The 20,747-nt window shown below is 69.9% G+C and carries 17 protein-coding genes; 15 read left to right on the forward strand and 2 right to left on the reverse strand.

Going from position 1 to position 20,747, the window contains the following annotated elements; all coding sequences use genetic code 11:
- Positions 1–11 precede the first annotated feature (11 nt).
- The 3 genes from EAH86_RS02250 to EAH86_RS02260 all read left to right on the forward strand — a co-directional run bounded on the left by EAH86_RS02250 (position 12) and on the right by EAH86_RS02260 (position 3,052).
- A complete protein-coding gene (locus tag EAH86_RS02250) occupies positions 12–977 on the forward strand; it encodes a S1C family serine protease (protein ID WP_140736983.1) in 966 nt (321 codons plus the stop codon).
- Positions 978–1,065: 88 nt separating this feature from the next.
- Positions 1,066–2,067, forward strand: coding sequence for a methionine synthase (locus EAH86_RS02255; protein ID WP_140736984.1), 1,002 nt, complete (start codon positions 1,066–1,068; stop codon positions 2,065–2,067).
- Between the two features lie 7 nt (positions 2,068–2,074).
- The gene (locus tag EAH86_RS02260; protein ID WP_140736985.1) at positions 2,075–3,052 is read left to right on the forward strand and encodes a DMT family transporter; all 978 of its coding nucleotides are present in this window, start codon (positions 2,075–2,077) and stop codon (positions 3,050–3,052) included.
- A gap of 9 nt (positions 3,053–3,061) precedes the next feature.
- On the opposite strand, the gene EAH86_RS02265 is transcribed toward EAH86_RS02260, so the two are convergent.
- Positions 3,062–4,570 (reverse strand): long-chain-fatty-acid--CoA ligase, encoded by a 1,509-nt coding sequence (locus EAH86_RS02265; RefSeq protein ID WP_140736986.1) that lies wholly within the window; start codon positions 4,568–4,570, stop codon positions 3,062–3,064.
- A 142-nt stretch (positions 4,571–4,712) separates the two neighbouring features.
- Here EAH86_RS02265 and ligA point away from each other — a divergent pair, with 142 nt between their 5' ends.
- From ligA to EAH86_RS02285, 4 genes are all read left to right on the forward strand, one after another.
- The gene (gene ligA, locus EAH86_RS02270; protein ID WP_140736987.1) at positions 4,713–6,875 is read left to right on the forward strand and encodes an NAD-dependent DNA ligase LigA; all 2,163 of its coding nucleotides are present in this window, start codon (positions 4,713–4,715) and stop codon (positions 6,873–6,875) included.
- Complete coding sequence (locus EAH86_RS02275; RefSeq protein ID WP_140736988.1) at positions 6,872–7,339, forward strand: DUF664 domain-containing protein; 468 nt, start codon at positions 6,872–6,874, stop codon at positions 7,337–7,339. The genes ligA and EAH86_RS02275 overlap by 4 nt, the downstream gene beginning before the upstream one ends.
- 340 nt (positions 7,340–7,679) lie before the next feature.
- A complete protein-coding gene (locus EAH86_RS02280; RefSeq protein WP_140736989.1) occupies positions 7,680–9,074 on the forward strand; it encodes an HNH endonuclease signature motif containing protein in 1,395 nt (464 codons plus the stop codon).
- Between the two features lie 167 nt (positions 9,075–9,241).
- Entirely contained in the window at positions 9,242–10,636 is a 1,395-nt protein-coding gene (locus EAH86_RS02285; RefSeq protein ID WP_206665704.1) for a tannase/feruloyl esterase family alpha/beta hydrolase, read from the forward strand.
- Between the two features lie 57 nt (positions 10,637–10,693).
- Here EAH86_RS02285 and EAH86_RS02290 read toward each other — a convergent pair whose 3' ends face one another.
- Positions 10,694–11,485 (reverse strand): FadR/GntR family transcriptional regulator, encoded by a 792-nt coding sequence (locus tag EAH86_RS02290; protein WP_140736990.1) that lies wholly within the window; start codon positions 11,483–11,485, stop codon positions 10,694–10,696.
- Positions 11,486–11,634: 149 nt separating this feature from the next.
- Between EAH86_RS02290 and EAH86_RS02295 the strand changes: the two genes are divergently transcribed.
- The 8 genes from EAH86_RS02295 to EAH86_RS02330 all read left to right on the forward strand — a co-directional run bounded on the left by EAH86_RS02295 (position 11,635) and on the right by EAH86_RS02330 (position 20,724).
- Entirely contained in the window at positions 11,635–12,180 is a 546-nt protein-coding gene (locus EAH86_RS02295; RefSeq protein WP_206665705.1) for a gluconokinase, read from the forward strand.
- Positions 12,177–13,583, forward strand: a complete 1,407-nt coding sequence (locus tag EAH86_RS02300; RefSeq protein ID WP_425325202.1) for a GntP family permease — start codon at positions 12,177–12,179, stop codon at positions 13,581–13,583. Before EAH86_RS02295 ends, EAH86_RS02300 begins: the two co-directional genes overlap by 4 nt.
- Before the next feature lie 174 nt (positions 13,584–13,757).
- The gene (gene prfB, locus EAH86_RS02305) at positions 13,758–14,873 is read left to right on the forward strand and encodes a peptide chain release factor 2 (RefSeq protein ID WP_140736991.1); all 1,116 of its coding nucleotides are present in this window, start codon (positions 13,758–13,760) and stop codon (positions 14,871–14,873) included.
- A 151-nt stretch (positions 14,874–15,024) separates the two neighbouring features.
- On the forward strand, positions 15,025–15,714 hold the full coding sequence (gene ftsE, locus EAH86_RS02310) for a cell division ATP-binding protein FtsE (RefSeq protein ID WP_140736992.1): 690 nt from the start codon (positions 15,025–15,027) through the stop codon (positions 15,712–15,714).
- Positions 15,715–15,767: 53 nt separating this feature from the next.
- Positions 15,768–16,673: a permease-like cell division protein FtsX gene (gene ftsX, locus EAH86_RS02315; RefSeq protein ID WP_140736993.1), complete on the forward strand. Its 906-nt coding sequence runs from the start codon at positions 15,768–15,770 to the stop codon at positions 16,671–16,673.
- Positions 16,674–16,830: 157 nt separating this feature from the next.
- Positions 16,831–18,129 carry a M23 family metallopeptidase gene (locus tag EAH86_RS02320; RefSeq protein WP_140736994.1) on the forward strand — a complete coding sequence of 433 codons (1,299 nt, stop codon included), beginning with the start codon at positions 16,831–16,833 and terminating at the stop codon, positions 18,127–18,129.
- A 152-nt stretch (positions 18,130–18,281) separates the two neighbouring features.
- A complete protein-coding gene (gene smpB, locus EAH86_RS02325; protein WP_194150738.1) occupies positions 18,282–18,767 on the forward strand; it encodes an SsrA-binding protein SmpB in 486 nt (161 codons plus the stop codon).
- Between the two features lie 10 nt (positions 18,768–18,777).
- Complete coding sequence (locus EAH86_RS02330) at positions 18,778–20,724, forward strand: DUF2207 domain-containing protein (protein WP_241668138.1); 1,947 nt, start codon at positions 18,778–18,780, stop codon at positions 20,722–20,724.
- The last annotated feature ends 23 nt before the right edge of the window (positions 20,725–20,747 follow it).

Genomic DNA, 20,747 nt, shown 5'->3' on the forward strand with positions numbered 1-20,747 from the left:
TTGACACAGCCATGAGCACCGACCCAGAGGGGGAGACCACCGACCCGGTAGCGGAGTCCGCCGCGTTGGACGCCTACTCGGCGATCGTCACCTCGGTTGCAGCGCAGCTGACGCCGAAGGTTGCCGCCCTCCGGATCCGGTCCCGCCGCGGGGAGTCCGCCGGGTCGGCCGTGGTCCTCACCGGCGAGTCCCACCTGGTCACCAATGCCCACGTCGTCGGGGATGCGAGCGGAGGCAGCGCGGAGTTCGCCGACGGTACGGTCGCCCACTTCGAGGTCGTGGGCCGTGACCCGCTGTCCGACCTCGCCGTCATCCGCGCGGACCGTGAGGTGCCGAGCCCACCCGAGTACGGCGACGCCAGCTCGCTCCTGGTCGGCTCGCTCGTGGTCGCCGTCGGCAACCCGCTCGGCCTCTCGGGCACGGTGACGGCGGGCGTCGTGAGCGCCTTGGGCCGGAGTATGCCGGTGCGCACCCGCACGACCGCGCGGCTGATCGAGGACGTGATCCAGACCGACGCGGCGCTCAACCCCGGCAACTCCGGTGGGGCGCTCGCCGACAGCCGCGGTCGGGTCGTCGGGATCAACACCGCCGTCGCCGGGGTGGGCCTCGGCATGGCTGTACCGATCAATGCCACGACGCACCGGATCATCTACGCCCTGATGCATGACGGACGGGTGCGGCGCGCGTACCTCGGGCTCGTGAGCACCCCTGCACGCCTGACGCCCGCCCAGGCCGAGCGCTACGGGCAGCGCGGTGCGTTGCGAGTCGTCGAGGTCGTCGAGCGGAGCCCCGCCGCCCAGAGCGGGTTGCTCGCCGGCGACCTGGTCCTCGCGATCGACGGCGCCCCCCTCGGCGACGCCCAGTCCTTGCAGAAGCGGCTGTTCAGGGAGGCGATCGGGCAGCGGATGGAAGTCACCGTCATCCGCAACGGCGCGTTGGTGGACGCCGTGGTGCTGCCGAGCGAGCTCCCCGACTGACGACGCGTCCGGCCTCGGGTCTCGAGAGCCAGACCGTGGTGACCGTGCGCTGACGACGGTGTCGGCGCTGCTGACTAGTCTCGGAGCCGTGGCTCGCGCAACTGGCATCGGATCTCTTCCGGGCACCGACATCCGCGAGGCGCTCAAGGGTGTCCGTGACATCCTCGGCGACGGCCACCTGCCCTACCTCCCCGAGCTGCCCACCCGCGGCCCCGGCGCCGACATGATCGGCCGCGCGGCCGGCCTGCTCGTCGACCTGCACGTCGACCTCCAGCCCAGCGGCTGGCGGTTCGTCGAGCGAGGCGGCCACGACGCCAGCCGCACCAAGGCGCTGCTGCGCCAAGACCTCGACGAGCTCGCCGAGGCGTTCGACGGCTACGAGGGCGACCTCAAGGTGCAGTGCACCGGCCCCTGGACGCTCGCCGCCGGCGTCGAGCTCCAGCGCGGTGAGAAGGCGCTCGCCGACCCGGGCGCGCTGCGCGACCTCGTCGGCTCGCTCGCCGAGGGTCTTCGCGTCCACCTTGCCGACATCGCCCGTCTCGTCCCGGGCGCCTCGCTGGTGCTCCAGCTCGACGAGCCGTCCCTGCCTGCGGTCCTCGCCGGCCACCTACCCACCGCGTCCGGCTACGGCCACCTGCGTCCCGTCGACCCGCTCGCGGCCATGAACGGCCTCCGCGACGTGCTCGCTGCCGCGACCGACAACCCTGCCATCGAGGCAGCGGCGACGGTCGTGCACTGCTGCGACCCCGGCATACCCCTGCCTCTGCTGCGCGCCACCGGCGTCGGCGCCGTCGCGCTCGACGTCACCGCCCTCACGCCACAGCGCTGGGAGTCCATCGCCGCCACCGTCGAGGACGGCGTCGCGCTGTATGCCGGCTGCCTGCCCACCGATGGCAGCGGCACCGTGCGCGCGGCCACCGACCTCGTGACGAGGGGCTGGCACGACGCGGGCCTGTCCACGAAGTCCCTGACCGACATCACCGCGAGCCCGGCCTGCGGGCTTCCCGGGCTCACACCCGAGGGGGCTTGGCGCGTTCAACGTGCAGCGGTCGCCGTGGCCGCGGAATGGTCCGAACGAGCCGAAAGTTGAGCCACCCATGAGCAGCGTCGCCGCCGCCCCCACCGTCCCGCAGACTCGGGCGACCCGGGTGCCCTGGCAGGCCAAGTACGTCCTGCTCGCCCTCATCTGGGGGTCGAGCTTCCTGCTGATGAAGGTCGGGCTGCGCACCATGGCCCCGCTGCAGATCTCGGGTCTGCGCATCTTCGCCGGCACCGCCACGCTGCTTGCCATGCTGGCGGTCACCGGTGGCAAGCTGCCGCGTGCGCGTCGGACGTGGGTGCACCTGGCCGTGTCCGGGGTGTTCCTGACCGCGCTGCCGTTCAGCCTGTTCGCCGCCGGTGAGGTGCGCGTCTCGTCCGCCCTCGCCGGGATCGGCAACGCCACGACCCCGTTGGCCGCCGTCTTCTTCGCCCTCGCTCTCCTGCCGAGCGACCGGCTTTCGCCGCGCAAGCTCGCGGCCGTGATCATCGGGTTCGTCGGGGTCATCGTGATCATGCAGCCGTGGGAGTCCGCCGGACGCCCGGATCTGCTGGGCTTCGGCATGACGCTGGTCGCGGGTGCGTGCTACGGCCTGGGCTGGACCTACAACCGGCGGTTCCTCGGCGATGCCGACCTCGGCGGGTTGTCCATGCCGACGGCGTTGCTGCTGGTCGGGTCCGCCCTGATGGTGCCGGTCCTGCTCGTGTGGTGGCTCTTCAACCGTGACACGTATGCCGCGCCGTGGTCCGGGCACGTCAACCTCGAGTCCGGGGGAGTGCTGCTGCCGCTGCTCTGCGTCCTCGCGTTGGGCGTCGTCGGGACAGGGCTCGCCTACATGCTCCAGTTCGACGTGGTCAGGGGAGCGGGTGCGACGGTCAGCACCACGGTGACCTACCTGATCCCGGTCGTGTCGGTGCTGCTGGGCGTGGCCGTCCTTGACGAGCACCTGGCCTGGCCGCAGCTGCTAGGCGCGGCCATCGTGCTCGTCTCGGCCGTCGTCATCGGCCTGCCGGCCAGGCGCCGCAAGGACGCCTGACCGCCGAGCTCAGGCGTCGGCGTCGGCCGGCTTGTGGACCTCGCGGCGCAGGATCTTGCCGGTCGGGCCCTTGGGCAGCTCGTCGACCTGCCAGATGTGGCGCGGGTACTTGTAGGCAGCGATCTTCTCCTTGACGTACGCCTGGACCTCGTCCATCGTCGCCGTCGACCCGGGACGCAACGCCACTGCTGCACCCACGTCCTCGCCCAGCCGGTCGTCCTTCACCGCGACCACGGCCGCCTCGAGCACGTCGGGGTGGGTGTAGAGCACCTCCTCGACCTCACGCGGGTACACGTTCATGCCGCCGCGCAGGATCATGTCCTTCTTGCGGTCGACGATCGTGAAGTAGCCCTCGTCGTCCACGGTGGCGAGGTCGCCGGTGCGGAACCAGCCGTCGGGGATGGCTTCTGCGGTGGCCTCGGGGTTCTGCCAGTAGCCCTTCATCACGTTGTCACCGCGGATCGCTATCTCGCCCACACCATCGCCGGCCGGGACGTCGTTGCCGTCGAGGTCGACCAGCTTCATCTCGCAGCCGGGGATCGCGACGCCGATGGTGCCGGGCTTGCGTTCCCTCGTCGGCAGGTTGAAGGACGCCACCGGCGAGGTCTCGGACAGGCCGTAGCCCTCGAGGATCATGCAGCCGAACTTCTCCTCGAACGCCTTCATGACCTCCAAGGGCATCGCGGAGCCGCCCGAGCAACAGGTGCGCAGCGAACTCGCGTCGAGGGCGTCGGAGTCCGGGTGGTGCAGGATCGCGGCATACATCGTCGGGACCCCCAGGAAGATGGTGACCTTCTCGTTGCCGATCACCTTGATCGCCTCGGCGGGGTCGAAGCGCGGGATCAGGGCCAGCGCCGCGCCCGCGATGACCGCGGCGTTGAGCCCGACCACCAGCCCGAACACGTGAAACAGCGGGAGGCACCCCATCACGACGTCGTCAGGGGTGATGGCCTGGATCTCTACGGCGCTGCGGTGCGCGTTGAGGTGGACGTTCTTGTGGGTGAGCTCCGCGCCCTTGGGCCGGCCGGTCGTGCCCGACGTGTAGAGCACGATCGCGGTGTCGTCGTCGTCCCGCTCGACCGGCACGGCGATCGGGTCGCCGCCCTCGAGCGCTCCGTCGACGGGTCCCATCGGTCCGCAGGGGATGATCCGCGTGCCCGAGTTCTTGGCGCCCTCGGTGGCCTCGCTCACGAAGTCCGGCCACACGAACGCGACCTTCGCGCCGGAGTTGGTGAAGAAGAAGTCGATCTCGCCGGACTTGAGCAGCGGGTTCATCGGGACGACGATCGCACCGGCCAGCAGCGACCCGAAGAACACGACCGGGAACGCCGGGATGTTGGGCAGGATGATCGCCACCCGGTCACCGGGTTCGATGCCCGCAGCCTTGAGCGATCCCGCCACCTTTGCTGCCATGCCGTGGATCTGGGCGTAGGTGATGTCGTTGCCCATGAACTTGATGGCGGCCTGGTCGGGCCGCTCCTGGGCAGTGGTCACCAGGTTGGTGGCGAGATTGGTCATGGCGAGGGCTCCTCGACGCTGTGGGGTCCGGTTCCAGCCATCCTCTCCGCTGAGCAGGTGGTTTGGCTACGTCTTCGCGGTATGCCGTGTGCCCGGACCTGGGCGGCTGTTGCCGCAGCGGGCGTCGGGGGTGTGCGGCAGGATGGGCAGCGTGACCAAGACTGACTTGACGGCCGCAGCAGAGGCCGCACCTGAGCCCGCTCCCGAGCCTGCGACCGAGGCGGCGCGCCACGAGTGGACGGACCTCGCGGAGCAGGCCACGGCGGCCCAGTTCGCCTATCACGTCAAGGATGCGCCGACGATCAGCGACGGTGACTACGACGCACTGATCCGCCGGCTCAACGAGCTCGAGGAGGCGCACCCGGAGCTGCGCACCCCCGAGAGCCCGACCCAGCAGGTGGGTGGCGCGGTCTTCTCGACCGACTTCACGGCGGTGGACCACCTCGAGCGGATGCTGAGTCTCGACAACTGCTTCTCGCCCGAGGAGCTGGCCGCCTGGGCGGCGAGGGTGGCGCGCGATGCCGGCTCCGCGGCATACCACTATCTGTGCGAGCTCAAGATCGACGGCCTGGCCGTCAACCTCCTCTACGAGAGGGGGCGGCTCGTGCGGGCGCTCACCCGCGGCGACGGCCGTACGGGCGAGGACGTGACCAACAACGTCAAGACGATCGAGGGCATCCCGCACCAGCTCGCCGGGTCCAACCACCCGACCCGGGTCGAGATCCGGGGTGAGGTCTACTTCCCCGTGGAGGCGTTCGGCGACCTCAATGCCAGCCTCGTGGAGGCGGGCAAGGCGCCCTATGCCAACCCACGCAACACCGCCGCAGGGTCGTTGCGGCAGAAGGACCCCCGCGTCACCGCCAGTCGTGGGCTGCGCATGCTCGTGCACGGCATCGGGTTGCGTGAGGGGTTCGAGCTGACCAGGCAGTCGCAGGCCTACGACCTGTTCCGGGAGTGGGGGCTGCCGATCTCGACGCACTACCGCGTGCTCAACTCGATCGACGGCGTGCAGAAGTTCATCGACCAGTACGGCGAGGAACGGCACAGCGTCGAGCACGAGCTGGACGGCATCGTCATCAAGGTCGACGAGATCTCATTGCAGCGCCAGCTCGGGTCCACCTCGCGCGCCCCGCGCTGGGCGATCGCGTTCAAGTACCCTCCCGAGGAGGTCAACACCAAGCTCCTCGACATCCAGGTCAACGTCGGTCGCACCGGTCGCGTCACCCCGTTCGGCGTGATGGAGCCGGTGGTCGTGGCGGGCTCCACTGTCGAGCGGGCCACCCTCCACAACGGCGACGAGGTGCGTCGCAAGGGCGTGCTGATCGGCGACACCGTGGTGCTGCGCAAGGCCGGTGACGTGATCCCGGAGATCCTCGGGCCGGTCGTCGACCTGCGCGACGGGTCGGAGCGCGAGTTCGTCATGCCCACCGAGTGTCCGTCCTGCGGGACGCCGCTGGCGCCGGAGAAGGAAGGCGACAAGGACATCCGCTGCCCGAACTCCCGGACGTGCCCGTCGCAGCTGCGGGAGCGGCTGGCCGGGTTGGCCGGGCGCGGCGCGTTCGACATCGAGGCCTTGGGCTGGGAGGGGTCCGTCGCCCTGCTCGAGTCGGGAGTGCTCGAGGACGAGAGTGGCCTGTTCGGGTTGGCGGGGGAGTCGGGGCGCACCCGGTTGGCGACGGTTCCGTTGTTCACCCGAGCTGCCAAGAAGACCGACCCGCCGGAGTCCGTCGTCGACGGAAAGGTGCTGTCAGCCAACGGGATCCGTCTGTCGGAGAACCTCGAGCAGGCCAAGCAGCAACCGCTCTGGCGGGTCATCGTGGCCCTGTCGATCCGGCATGTCGGTCCCACGGCTGCGAGGGCGCTGGCGCAGCACTTCGCCACGATGGACGCCCTGCGCGAGGCGGCCAAGGAGCGTCCCGAGGAGCTGGCCGGTGTCGAAGGCGTCGGGGGAGTCATCGCAGAGGCAGTCGCCGCCTGGTTCACCGTCGACTGGCACGACCAGATCGTCACGCAGTGGCAGGCCGACGGGGTGGTGATGGCGGACGAGCGCGACGAGTCGGTCGAGCAGACGCTGGCCGGTATGACCATCGTCGTCACCGGGTCACTCGAGACGTTCTCGCGCGACTCGGCCAAGGAGGCCATCCTGTCCCGCGGCGGCAAGGCGTCGGGGTCGGTGTCGAAGAAGACCGACTACGTCGTCGTCGGCGAGAACGCCGGCACCAAGGAGGACAAGGCCCGCGAGCTGGGTCGCCCGATCCTCGACGAGGCAGGGTTCCAGCGGTTGATCGAGACGGGCCAGCCGTGATCGAGCCGGACACCTACCTGCAGTTCTGCGACGAGGCCCTCGTGGCGATGCGTGACATCGTCGTCGACCTCGGAGACGACCTCGCCAACCAGCGGCTAGATCTGCCGGATGCCAACAGCCCGCTTGCGATCCTGACCCACTGCCTCGGTGTGACCGCGCGGTGGGCCTCGACGGTCAACCTGGGTGAGGTCGTGCCGCGTGACCGCGACGCCGAGTTCGCCGCCACTGGCCCCGTGGCCGGCCTTGCGGCCGACACCGACCGGATGCGGGAGTCGTTGCGGGACTGGGTCGCCCGCGCCGACGTCGACGCGGCGCCGGTCAACCCGCCAGCGGCGCCGAAGGACCACGCGCCAGACTTCTTCCTGACAACTCAGGGCGGCATCCTGTTCCACGTCTACGAGGAGCTCGCCCAGCACCGCGGGCAGATGGAAGTGACCCGCGACATCCTGCGCGCCTCCGTCTGACGTCGGGCGTCAGCGGCTGTCCCGTCGGCTGACGTGGCGCAGTTGGGGCTGCGGTGGAGGGCCAAGCTCGTGGCCGGGCATCTCGGCAGGTCCTGCGCGAGATTGGTCCCGCCCTGTCCGGGACCCCTTTCCGAGGCGTCTCTGGCTGGCTCTTGATTCCGCACGCTGTTGATGAGCGGTGCCGATACGGCTCAGTATCTGAGCCGTATCGGCGCGATTTCGCATCGGGGTTCACTGGCGCCACAGGTGATCCACAAGGGGCGGGATCTATTGCGTAGCAGGCGAATTCGCGTTCGGGCGGGCGAGTTGGGCTGTCGGTGGTGTCGTCTAGGTTTGGGTCATGGCAATCTCGCCGCACGAGGCAACGCACGGCCAGGCCGATCACGGTCGACCGGTGTTGGGCGCCGCTCGGGCGGCGTGTCACACCTTGGCGAGTGCCCGCCCGGAACGGGTGTGGGCGCTGTCCGACCGCGAGGTCGAGGACGCCATGACGACCCTGGGTCAGCTGCACGCATGCGTGGAGGCGCAGCTGGCTGCCGTGGTGGGTGAGGCACGCTCGCGTGGGCTCGGTGTCGGCGACGGGTGGGGCGCCCTGGACTGGGCGCGGCTGAGGGCGCCCGGGCTGGGTGCGCGACTGCTGGCCGATCTGGACACGGTCGCCGGTGCTGCGGGTGAGACCCGGCTGGCTCGGGTGCGGGACGCGGTGGCGATGGGCGCGGACCCAGAGACGACCGACGCACTGCCGGTGGCGAAAGCGGCGATGCTGGTGCGGTTCCACCAAGCGGTTCGTGGCCTGGCCGAACCGTCCCAGCTGGAGGACTCCACCGCCGAGCTGCTGCGCGGTGCGCGGGGCCATGACGGGATGCCCGAGAAGGTGCTCGCCATCGCGGTGCGCCGCACCGCCGACCTGATGCGCCCCGACCGGCTGGTCGAGCACGAGGCGGAGGTCCGTCGTGCACACCGGTCGCTCGCCAGGGGCAGGGGTCCGCTGGGGATGTGGCGCTACACGATGCTGTTGGACGACGAGGGTGCCGCGGTCGTCGATGCCGCGGTCGACGCCCTGGCCAAGCCGGTGACAGACCCGGAGACCGGCGAGCACGACCCGCGCACCCCGGGCGCGCGGCGGGCTGATGCATTGATCGAGCTGGTGCGCAGGGCGGTCAGCGCACCCGATGGGGTGCCGCGGCAGGCCAAGACCAGCCTCGTGGTCACCATCGGGTTGGCCGAGCTGCAGCAGACCTGTCGCGGGGCCGGCCTGACCCTGAGCGGGGAGTCACTGTCCATCGAGAGCGTCCGTCGCCTCGCCTGTGATGCCCAGGTCATCCCAGCGGTGCTCGGCAGCCACGGCGAGGTCCTTGAGCAGGGCAGGGCCGAACGCCTCTTCAACCGCGCCCAGATCCGCCACCTGTGGCAGCGCGACCGGCACTGTTCGTTCCCGGGGTGCATCAAACCCGCCACCTGGTGCGACGCCCACCACCTCATCCACTGGGCCGACGGCGGACCCTCCGACACCGACCACGGCGCGCTGCTGTGCCAGGCACACCACACCGTCGTGCACGCCAACCGCTACGCCGGCCAGGTCATCACCGGGCCCAACGGACCCTTCGTCCGATGGGATCTCACACCTGGGTCCTACGACACCCGGCTCGCAGCATGGCGAGCCAGCCGTCAGGTCCCACGAGGGTCCTCCCAGGTGCCCGCGCAGGCTCGCGACGGTGGGCCGCCGCGACGATGACCCCGCCCCGCACCCCGCCACACTCGGGCGGGGCGCGAGGCGTGTCCGGGCGCGCGAACCATCGCTGCTCGGCCGGCCGGATTCCAGGGGGCCGCACACGCGGCATACCGGCTTTGTGTGGGGCACCCACATTGAGGGGTGCGCTGCGCGGCGGTTGCATGACTCGCATGCCACTGACAACGACGTCACGTCGCCGCACCGCCGCCCTCGCCACCTCCGCAGTCCTGGCCATCGGGGGAGCGCTGGCGACGGCCGGGCCGGCCGCCGCGGACAAGCCGCAGGGCGGGCACTGCGCGCGCCAGGCCAAGATCGCGGTGCCGGGCGCCGAGATGCAGAAGGTCGCCTGCCTCGACGACCTCACCACCGCGGGCACCGTCGCGAGCGGCCACACCAACCCGATCGACTGGGCCGGCCTCAACCCCGCTGGGACGAAGAACCCGAGCGGGGTCCCCGGGATCCAGGTCGACGGGTACTTCCCCGACACCTCGACAACCAACACCAACAACGGCTGGAAGCACGACAGCCAGTTCGTGATCCGGATCCCGGACCACTGGAACGGCGGCCTGATCGTCAGCGGCGCCCCAGGCGTGCGGGCGCAGTACGCCAACGACTTCATCATCGGCGACTGGGTGCTGAGCAAGGGCTACGCGTTCGCCTCGACCGACAAGGGCAACACCGGCTCGTCCTTCTACGACGACGGGTCCGCCCCCGGTGGGTCGATCGCGGAGTGGAACCAGCGCGTCACCGAGCTCACCCTCGCCACCAAGCGGGTCGTCAAGCAGGTCTACGCCAAGGTCCCGCAGCGCACCTACATGTTCGGGATCTCGAACGGCGGTTACCTCACCAGGTGGCAGCTCGAGAACCGCCCCGAGCTCTACGACGGCGGCCTCGACTGGGAGGGCACGCTGTTCCGCGCCGAGGGCCCCAACCTGCTCACCTACCTGCCCACTGCCCTGAAGAACTACCCCAGGTATGCCGCGACCGGCGACCAGGCGGCCCACGACGCGATCATCGGGGCCGGGTTCGTGCCCGGGTCGGAGTTCCTGTGGCCGTTCCACGAGACCGTCTACTGGGACCTGACCCAGCGCATCTACCGCGAGGAGTTCGACCCGGCTTTCGACGGTGACCTCAAGGCCGGAATCCCGTTCTGCGCCAGCGGAACTCCCTCCTGCGACGCCGACTACGACTACGCCTCGCGGCCCCAGTCGGTGAAGGACGCGGTCGCCTCGGTGCAGCTCACTGGCGCCATCGGGAAGCCGATGCTCACCGTGCAGGGCACCCTCGACACGTTGCTGCCGCCGGCCATCGACGCCGACGTCTACGACCGGCTGATCGACCAGGCCGGCGCCGGTGCGCTGCACCGCTACTACAGCGTCGCGGACGGCACCCACACCGACGGCTTGTATGCCGCGTTCCCTGACCAGCTGCGTCCGCTCCTGCCGTGTGCGCGGACCGCGTTCGACGACCTCACCGGGTGGGTGGAGCGCGGCGTGCAGCCTCCGGCTGACGGGGTGCGGGCGCGACCGGCATCGGGCGACCTCGTCAACACCTGCGACCTGTGAGCTGACCCGGCGCCCGACCCCGACCCCGGGTCCCGGGCGCCGCCGCGAGCCCTCGGCTCAGCTGCGGTGCCCGGTGCCCTTGGCGTCGCGGACGGCGGCGCTGGCCTCGTCGATGATGGAGGCCATCGCGGCACTGGCCGCTTTGCCGTCACCTGAGCCGATCGCCTGGGCGACGTCACCGTGCAGCCGGATGGCGGCGGGGTTCGGAGTCCGCGGCATCAGGTCGTGGTGGGTCCGACCGGAGAGCACCTCGGCGACCACGGTCGAGAGGGAGGCGAGCATCTCGTTGCCCGACGCCTCGAGCATGGTCCGGTGGAAGTCCTTGTCGGCCTCGAGGTAGGCCACCAGGTCACCAGACTTGGCGTGCACGGTCATCTGCATGACGGCCGCGGCCATCGCGCCGCACTGGTCGGGGGTCGCTCGGTCGGCGGCGAGCTCGGCAGCCACGGGTTCGAACCCGCGGCGCAGCTCACCGAGCGAGACGAGCTGGTCCTCACGGTCCGGGCCGTCGAGGCGCCACCGGATCACCCGCGGGTCGAACACGTTCCACTGCGACCGGGGGCGGACCCGCACCCCGAGCCGGCGCCGGGTCTCGACCAGGCCCATCGACGACAGCACCCGGACGGCTTCGCGCACCACGGACCTGGAGACGCCGAAGCGTTCGTCGAGCTGGTCGATCCGGACGACGCTGTCGACCGGCACGGTCCCGGACACGATCTCCTGACCGAGCTTGTCGAGCACGCTCGCGTGCAGTCCGACCTCGGGCCCCGTGGCTGGCTCGGACGCGGGGGACTTGCCCTCGGGGTCACCAGCCGCGGCCGAACGTTTCGCGCCGGGACGGGTGGGCATGCGGCAAGTCTCCCAGACATGACGTGTCCGGGCATAGTGAGTCTTAAATAATATTTATTGGGTTCACCCTCTTGTTAAAACGGTTCTGATCGGTCACTCTGGATGTCAGGACCTCGATGACGAGCCCGAGCCGACACAGGAGTCAGCCCATGCCTGAAGAGATCGATCAACCCGCACCGCCCCTTGTCGTGATGATGGGGGTGTCCGGGTCAGGCAAGACGACTGTCGGAGCGGCCCTCGCCCAGCGGCTGCGCGTCCCCTTCGCGGACGCCGACGACTTCCACCCCGAGGCCAACATCGCCAAGATGTCGGCCGGGATCCCGCTCGACGACGCCGACCGGGCTCCGTGGCTCCGAGCCATCGCCGACTGGCTGGTCGAGCACAGCGAGAGCGGCGGTGTCGCCAGCTGCTCGGCGCTCAAGCGCTCCTACCGCGACGTCCTCACTGACGCGGCCCCGCACGCGGTCTACCTCCACCTGCACGGGGACCGCGACGTGCTCGCCGCCCGGGTCGCCGGCCGTCCGGGCCACTTCATGCCCGCCGCCCTCATCGACTCCCAGTTCGCCACCCTCGAAGGGCTCCAGCCCGACGAGATCGGCGCCGTCCTCGACGTCGCCGAGCCGGTCGACACCCTCGTCGACGAGTCCCTCACCGTGCTCTCCTCCCTCGCTTCGAAAGGCGTGACCCAGCCGTGAACACCGACTTCTTCGCCCTGCTCCAGCCGGCCCTCACCGCGGCCGACGCCGCTGACATCCCCGACATCCCCGCGGCACGGCTGATCCCCGCGGCGCTGCTCGGCATCGCGGTGATCGTCGTGCTGATCACCCGCTTCAAGCTGCACCCCTTCCTCGGGCTGACCCTCGGGTCGCTCACGGTCGGCGCCGTCGCCGGTGTGGCGATGTCCGACACGATCGACAGCTTCACCAAGGGCTTCGGCTCGACCGCGGCCGGTGTCGGCACGCTGATCGCCCTCGGCGCGATGTTCGGCAAGCTGCTGGCCGACTCCGGCGGTGCGGACGAGATCGTCGACACCATCGTCGGCCGGTCGTCGCCGCGCACGCTGCCCTGGGCGATGGCGGGCGTCGGCGCCCTGATCGGTCTGCCGATGTTCTTCGAGATCGGCCTCGTCCTGCTGATGCCGGTGATCTTCCTGGTCGCCCGCCGCTCAGGACTCTCGGTGATCAAGGTCGGCATCCCGGCGCTCGCGGGCCTCTCGGCGATGCACGGCCTGGTGCCCCCGCACCCTGGTCCGCTGGTGGCCATCGACGCCCTCAAGGCCAACCTCGGCATCACGCTGGCCTTCGGCGTCCTCGTCGCGCTGCCGACCATCGCCATCGCCGGCCCGCTGTTCGCGCGCTTCGCCGGCCGCTGGGTCGACGTCCCCGCTCCCGAGATGTTCGGCGCCGACGACGAGCGCGAAGCCCGCCTCCAGCGCCCGACCTTCGCCGTGACCCTCCTGGCCGTCCTCACTCCGGTGGTCCTGATGATGGGCAAGGCGCTCGCCGACATCTTCGCGGCCGAGGACAACCCGGTCCGCACCGTGCTCGACTTCCTCGGCACGCCGATCATCGCGCTGCTCATCGCCGTGATCGTCGGCATGTTCACCCTCGGCCGCGGCGCGGGCATGGGCACCAAGGACCTCGCGTCCTCGCTCGAGAAGGCGCTGCCGCCCATCGCCGGCATCCTGCTCATCGTGTCCGCCGGTGGTGGCTTCAAGCAGACCCTCGTCGACACCGGCATCGGCGGTCTGGTCGCCGACTGGGTGCAGGGCAGTGGCGTCAGCGTCCTCCTGCTCGCCTGGGTCGTGGCCGTGATGATCCGCCTCGCCACCGGCTCCGCGACCGTCGCGACGGTGACCGCCTCCGGCATCCTCGCCCCGCTCGCCGCCGGCATGAGCACCCCTGAGGTGTCGCTGCTGGTCCTCGCGATCGGGGCCGGCTCGGTCTTCTTCTCGCACGTCAACGACGCCGGCTTCTGGCTGGTCAAGGAGTACTTCGGCCTGTCCGTCGGCCAGACCCTCAAGTCGTGGTCGCTGATGGAGACGCTGCTCTCCGTGTCCGGCCTGGTGTTCGTCCTCATCCTCGGCCTGGTCGTCTGAGGCCGCACGGCACCAGGGACAGGTATGCCGCGTGGCCCAGCCACGCGGCATACCTGCGCTCTGTCTGTTGATCGGGTCTGTCTGTTGATCGGGTCTGTCTGTTGATCGGGTCTGTCTGTTGACCGGCTCTGTGCCGGTCGGGGTGCGGGGCACGGTGACATACAGTTGGGTCTCGTGGCCGTCGACTTCCAGCAAGAGATCAAGCAGCTCCGCAACACCATGGACTCCGTGCGCGAGGTGACCGACCTGGCCTCCGTCCAGCAGCAGATCACCGAGCTCGAGGCCAAGGCCTCGGTGCCGAACCTCTGGGACGACCCGGACGCAGCCCAGCAGGTCACCTCCGCGCTGTCGCGGGCGAACTCCGAGTACGAGCGCGTCACCGGCATGGACCAGCGGATCGACGACCTTGAGACCCTCGTCGAGATGGGCACCGAGGACGGTGGCGACCCCGAGACGATGCTCGAGGCGGAGAAGGAGCTGGTCTCCCTCCAGAAGGCCGTCGGCGAGCTCGAGGTCCGCACCCTGCTGTCGGGCGAGTACGACGAGCGTGCGGCCGTCATCACGATCCGCGCCGGCGCCGGCGGCGTCGACGCTGCGGACTTCGCCGAGATGCTGATGCGGATGTACCTGCGCTGGGCCGAGCGCCACAACTACCCGGCCCAGGTGATGGACACGTCCTACGCCGAGGAGGCCGGGCTCAAGTCCGCCACCTTCGAGATCAACGTGCCGTACGCGTTCGGCAACCTCTCGGTCGAGGCCGGGACGCACCGCCTGGTGCGGATCAGTCCGTTCGACAACCAGGGGCGACGCCAGACGAGCTTCGCCGCCGTCGAGGTCATCCCGCTCATCGAACAGACCGACTCCATCGACATCCCCGAGAACGAGATCAAGGTCGACGTCTTCCGCTCCAGCGGCCCCGGTGGGCAGAGCGTCAACACCACCGACTCCGCGGTCCGGATGACGCACATCCCGACCGGGATCGTCGTGTCGATGCAGAACGAGAAGTCCCAGATCCAGAACCGCGCCGCCGCGCTGCGTGTCCTCCAGTCCCGGCTGCTCGTCCAGCGCCAGGCCGAGGAGGCCGCTGAGCGCAAGGAGATGGCCGGCGACGTCAAGGCCAGCTGGGGTGACCAGATGCGTTCCTACGTCCTGCAGCCCTACCAGATGGTCAAGGACCTGCGCACCGAGTTCGAGGTGGGCAACCCCTCCGCTGTCTTCGACGGCGACATCGACGGCTTCATCGAGGCCGGGGTCCGGTGGCGCAAGGAGCAGGAGAAGCTGGCCCAGTAGTCGGCTCGCGTGTGGGGGCCGCAACGCCGAGAAGGTGCGGCTGCGCGGCATACCAAGTTCGGCAACCTATCCTCGGGTGGGTCGTGCGCGTCCGCGCGTTTCGACCGGTATGTCGTCCCATTCGTCCCCCCGTAAGGCTCACCCCGCGCGCATGATCCGTTTCGAGAACGTCAGCAAGGTCTACGCCCGGTCCACCCGACCGGCGCTGAGCGACATCAACCTCGAGATCGAGCGTGGCGAGTTCGTCTTCGTGGTGGGGGCGTCCGGCTCCGGCAAGTCCACGCTGCTGCGACTCGTCCTGAAGGAAGAGGGCGTCACCCAGGGGACCGTGCTCGTCGCAGGCCAGGAGGTCGGCAGCCTGCCGCACCGCAAGGTGCCCCGGTTGCGGCGCGAGATCGGGACGGTCTTCCAGGACTTCCGCCTGCTCCCGAACAAGAACGTCTACCAGAACGTCGCCTTCGCGCTGCAGGTGCTCGGCCGCTCCGGTCACGCCATCCGCCAGGTCGTCCCCGAGACCCTGGAGATGGTCGGGCTCGAGGGCAAGGAGAAGCGGCTGCCGCACGAGCTCTCCGGTGGTGAGCAGCAGCGGGTCGCGATCGCGCGGGCGTTCGTCAACAAACCGCCGATCCTGCTGTGCGACGAGCCGACCGGAAACCTCGACCCCACCACGAGCCTGGACATCGTGCGGCTGCTCGACCGGATCAACCGCACCGGCACCACGATCGTGATGGCCACCCACGACGACGACATCGTCGACCAGCTGCGCAAGCGGGTCGTCGAGCTCAAGAACGGCCACATCATCCGCGACGAGAACAAGGGTGTCTACGGCAGCGGCAGCTGACCGCCGCGCCCGACGCCCCACCCGAGACCAGAGACCACCGGAGACCCACCCCCATGCGACTGCAGTTCATGCTCAGCGAGATCGCGATCGGCCTGCGCCGGAACCTGTCCATCGCCGTGTCGGTGATGCTGGTGACGATGGTGTCGGTCTATCTCATGGGCATCGGGTTCCTCGCCCAGGGCCAGGTCGACACCCTCAAGGGCTACTGGTACGACCGCATCCAGGTCTCGATCTTCATGTGCGGCAAGGACTCCCTCGACGCCAACTGCGACGGCAAGGCCGTCACCGACGAGCAGCGCGACTCGCTGCGGTCCCAGCTCGACGAGATGAAGCCGCTCGTCAAGAACGTCTACTTCGAGTCCGAGCAGCAGGCCTTCGACCGGTTCAAGGAGCAGTACCGCAACTCGCCGCTGTCGGACTACCTGCAGGTCGGCGACATCCCGCAGAACTTCCGGGTCCAGCTGAACGACCCGAAGAAGTACGACGTGGTGGTCAGCGCCTTCGAGGGTGCGCCCGGCGTCGGCCGCGTCCAGGACCAGCAGAAGACGCTGGACAAGCTCTTCACCGTGATGAACGTGGTGACCATCGGATCGCTGTTCCTCGCTGGTCTGATGGTGCTGTGCTCGATCCTGCTGATGGCCACGACTATCCGCCAGGCTGCCTTCAGCAGGCGGCGCGAGACCGGGATCATGAAGCTCGTCGGTGCCTCGAACTTCACCATCCGCCTGCCGTTCGTCATGGAGACGGTGCTCGCGGCGCTCACCGGTACCGGTTTGGCCATCGTCGGCCTCTGGGTCACCGCGGACTCGCTGCTGCCCAAGGTCTCGGCCGTGCTGCAGGACGCCCCGCTCGTGGGCACGACCGACATCTGGTTCGTCGCGCCGTGGCTGGTCGGGTTCATGCTCGTCGTGTCGGTCCTCACCTCTTGGGCCACGCTGCGCCGCTACCTGCGCGTCTGAGCGCCCGGCTGCCACGACGGTTCGTCGTCGCGCACAACCTCGGCCGATCGGGCAATTCACAGGCTGGAATCCCCAGAAACTGGTGTGGTGTGTGTTACCAATGAGGCCTATGAGCGCAATCCCCCCGCGTCTTCACGCGTCTCATCGTGTCCGCCTGATGGCCATCGGGCTCGCGGTCGCGTGCTCCCTCGGTGTCGCCACCCCGTCGGTCGCGGCGGCCATCGCCCAGCCGTCGTCGGTCCGCGCCGCCGCGCCCCGCGCCGACGACCCGAACAAGGCCAAGAAGAAGGTCGACAAGGAGATCGACGCGCTCAAGGGCGAGCTCGAGGACACCTCGGCCAGCCTCAAGGACGCGTACATCGCCCTGCAGCGCACCCAGGCCGCCCTCCCCGCGGCCCAGGCGGCAGTCGACAAGGCCGAGGCAGAGGTCGCCAAGGCGGACGCCTACAACGACGAGATGGCCGTGCAGCTGGACGTCGCCCGGGCCAACGAGGCCCGCGCCGTCGACGCTCTTGCTGCGACCCGCACGAAGCTCGCCGAGACCCGCACCCGCGTCGCCCGGTTCGCCTCGCAGCTCTACCAGGACCAGGGGATGGGCCAGCTGTCGGTGGCACTGAGCGCGACCACCCCGGACGACTTCGCCAACCGCATCGCGATGAACGACACGGTCATGGACGTGCAGAACCAGTCCCTCTCCCGGCTGGCTACCGCACGAGCCGCCGCGAGCGCGCAGGAAGCCCACATCAAGGCCCTCAAGGTGCAGGTCGAGGCCGCCAAGAAGCAGGCCGAAGCCGCCCTGGCCAAGGCCGAGCAGGCCCGGGCTGCCGCGACCGCCGCCAAGGCGAAGCTGGACGCCCTCGCGGTCCAGCAGGCCGCCCAGTCCCAGGCCCTCGAGGCCCAGAAGGTGGCCGAGAAGGCGAAGCTCGACGCCGCCCAGAAGGAACAGCTGCGCCTGCAGGCGGTGCTCAGGGCGCAGGCCAAGGCCGCCCGGGCCGCCGCCGCTCGCCGCGCCGCAGCCCTGCGCAGGGCCGGCAAGGCGGTCCCGAAGGGCCCCTCGAAGTCGACCGGCTTCCTGTCCCGCCCGTCGGAGGGTTGGATCTCCTCCGAGTTCGGGATGCGCTTCCACCCGATCCTGCACTACTGGCGGCTGCACGCCGGGCGCGACTTCGCGGCCGACTGCAAGACCCCGATCCGGGCCGCCGCGAGCGGCACCGTCATCTCCGCGGGCTGGGGTGGCGGGTACGGAAACCGCATCATGATCGACCACGGCATCGTGCGCGGTGTCGACCTGGTCACCACCTACAACCACATGAGCCGGTATGCCGTCCACGGCGGCCACGTCTCGCGTGGACAGATCATCGGTTACGTCGGCACCACCGGTTCCTCCACGGGGTGCCACCTGCACTTCGAGACCTACGAGGACGGCGTCCCGAAGGATCCCCGCCGGTGGTTGTGACAGTGATGGCTGAGACCCACGCTCCGTCCTAGCAGCGCCGTCGCAGCGAAACCGACTGGCCGGCATACCCCGCCCTGCAGGTAGCGTTGCCTCGCTGGGTCGGGAGTCGACCACGCAACGATGCAGCGATGACCGAAGGACGTGGACGGGCAGTGGCCAAGGAACAGGGTCGCAAGGTGGTGGCGAGCAACCGCAAGGCGCGCCACGACTACCTCATCGAGGACACCTTCGAGGCCGGCATCGTGCTCATGGGGACCGAGGTGAAGTCGCTGCGGATGGGTCGCGCGTCGCTCATCGACGGCTATGGCACCTTCCGCGGTGACGAGCTCTGGCTCGAGGGCGTGCACATCCCCGAGTACGTCAACGGCAACTGGACCAACCACACCCCGCGCCGGCGCCGCAAGCTCCTGCTGCACCGCGCCGAGCTCGCCAAGATCATGAAGAAGTCGTCCGAGAGCGGGCACACCATCGTGCCGCTGCAGCTCTACTTCAAGGACGGCCGGGCCAAGGTCGAGATCGCGATCGCCAAGGGCAAGCGGCAGTACGACAAGCGGCACGCGCTGCGCGAGCGCCAGGACACCCGCGACACCCAGCGGGCCATGAGTGCAGCGCGACAGACCTCGGGCAAGGGGCGCTAGGAGCATGCACGTGCGCGGGGGGACGCGCCCGTGTGCCGCGGGCACCAGGGGACCGCGCCGGTATGCCGCGGGCGCCGGGCTGGCCGTGCTGCTCGCCTTCGCGGCGATGGTCCTCACCGGGAGTGCGGCACAGGCGGCGTCGAGCGACGACCTGGCCACCCGGTTCCACGTCGACATCACGGTCAACGAGGACGGCTCGCTGGACGTCGCCGAGAACATCACCTGGCACTTCCCGGACGGCGAGGAACGGCACGGCATCGAGCGGTTCGTCACGGTGCGGGTCGGCTACCAGGACAAGACGGACACCTACCGCGAGTACCCCCTCTCCGACGTCACCGCCACCTCGCCGTCGGGGGCCCCGGCCGACGTGTCGGTCAACGACGCCACCGACGGCTCCTCGGTGCGAATCCGGGTCGGCCGGGCCGACGAGACGGTGAGCGGCACCCAGACCTACGTCGTGCGCTACCACCTCGGCGCCTACGTCAACGGCTTCACCGACCACGCGGAGGTCTACTACAACTTGGTCGACGCCTCCGACGACAACACCTACAAGGACGTCAGCGCGACGGTGACCGGTGCGAGCCCCAGCGATCGGGCCGAGTGCTTCATCGGCGAGTTCGGGTCGACGGAGCGCTGCACGGCGACACCGGGTGCCAGTGCCGAGTTCAGCACCCCCGAGGCGGGCAACGGGCGCGGTGTCTCGATCCTCGCGTCGCTGCCGATCACCGACTTCGGCTCACTCGAGCCGGTCCTGCACCAGGGTGAGGTGTCCAGCGACGGCACCGTCATCGCCTCGGACACCTCCAAGGCGCTGGGCGCCCTGTTCGCGGGGGCCGGCGTGACGCTGCCGCTGCTGGCCGCCGGCCTGATGGGCACCCTGGTCTACACGCGCGGACGCGACGAGGCGTACGCCGGCCTGACGCCTGGCCTCAGCCCCGTCGGCGGTGCCGACGGACCGGTCGTCAGGGGGCGAGCCGGTCCGGTGGCGGTCCAGTTCACCCCGCCGGAGGGAGTCCAGCCCGGTCTGGTCGGCACGGTCATCGACGAGGAGGCCAACACCATCGACGTGTCCGCCACCCTCATCGACCTCGCAGCCAGGGGTCACCTCACCATCGCCGAGGAGGAGGGCGGCTTCCTGCGCAGCAAGGACTGGCGGCTGACCCGCACCACCCCGAGCCCCGAGCAGGCCCGAACCGCCCTCCTGCCCTACGAGGAGGCGCTGCTCGCCGGGGTCTTCGCGACCGAACCCAGTCGCACCCTGTCCAGCATGAAGAACACCTTCAAGCCGACCCTTCAGCGGGTCCAGGGGCTGATGTACGACGAGGTGGTCCGGCGCGGCTGGTTCCGCCGGTCGCCGGCGGCGCAGCGCGGGACGTGGACCGGGCTCGGTGGGCTCCTGGTGGTGGGCTCGGGCCTGGCCTTCGCCTTCCTGTCCGGACCCCTGTTCAGCCTCGGGGCGGGCACTGGCCTCCCGGTCCCGCCGGCCGCGATCCTGCTCGGCGGCGGCGTCGTGGCCGGGTTGATCGTGGTGTTCCTGGGACGGCGGATGGCCGCGCGCACGGCGGAGGGCAGCGCGGTCAAGGCGCAGTCCGAGGGGTTCAAGAAGTACCTCGTGACGGCCGAGGCCAACCAGATCAAGTGGGAGGAAGCGCAGGACATCTTCAGCCGCTACCTGCCCTACGCCATCGTCTACGGCGTCGCCTCGCAGTGGGCCGGCACGTTCCGCCAGGTCGCGGAGTCCGCTGCCGCGGCCGGCCACACCCTCACGCCCCCGCTCTGGTACATCGGGAGCGGCGCCTTCGACTACGACGGTATCGCCAACGACATGGACTCGTTCGCCACGACGGCTGGTGGCACCTTCACGAGCACGCCGGGCAGCTCGGGCGGCTCCGGCTTCTCCGGGGGCGGCGGCTTCTCCGGTGGCGGTGGCGGCGGGAGCTCGGGCGGCTCCTGGTAGCCCCGGCCTGCCGACCGCACCGG

It is taken from the genome of Pedococcus bigeumensis (genome assembly GCF_006438965.1).
Lineage (GTDB): Bacteria > Actinomycetota > Actinomycetes > Actinomycetales > Dermatophilaceae > Pedococcus > Pedococcus bigeumensis_A.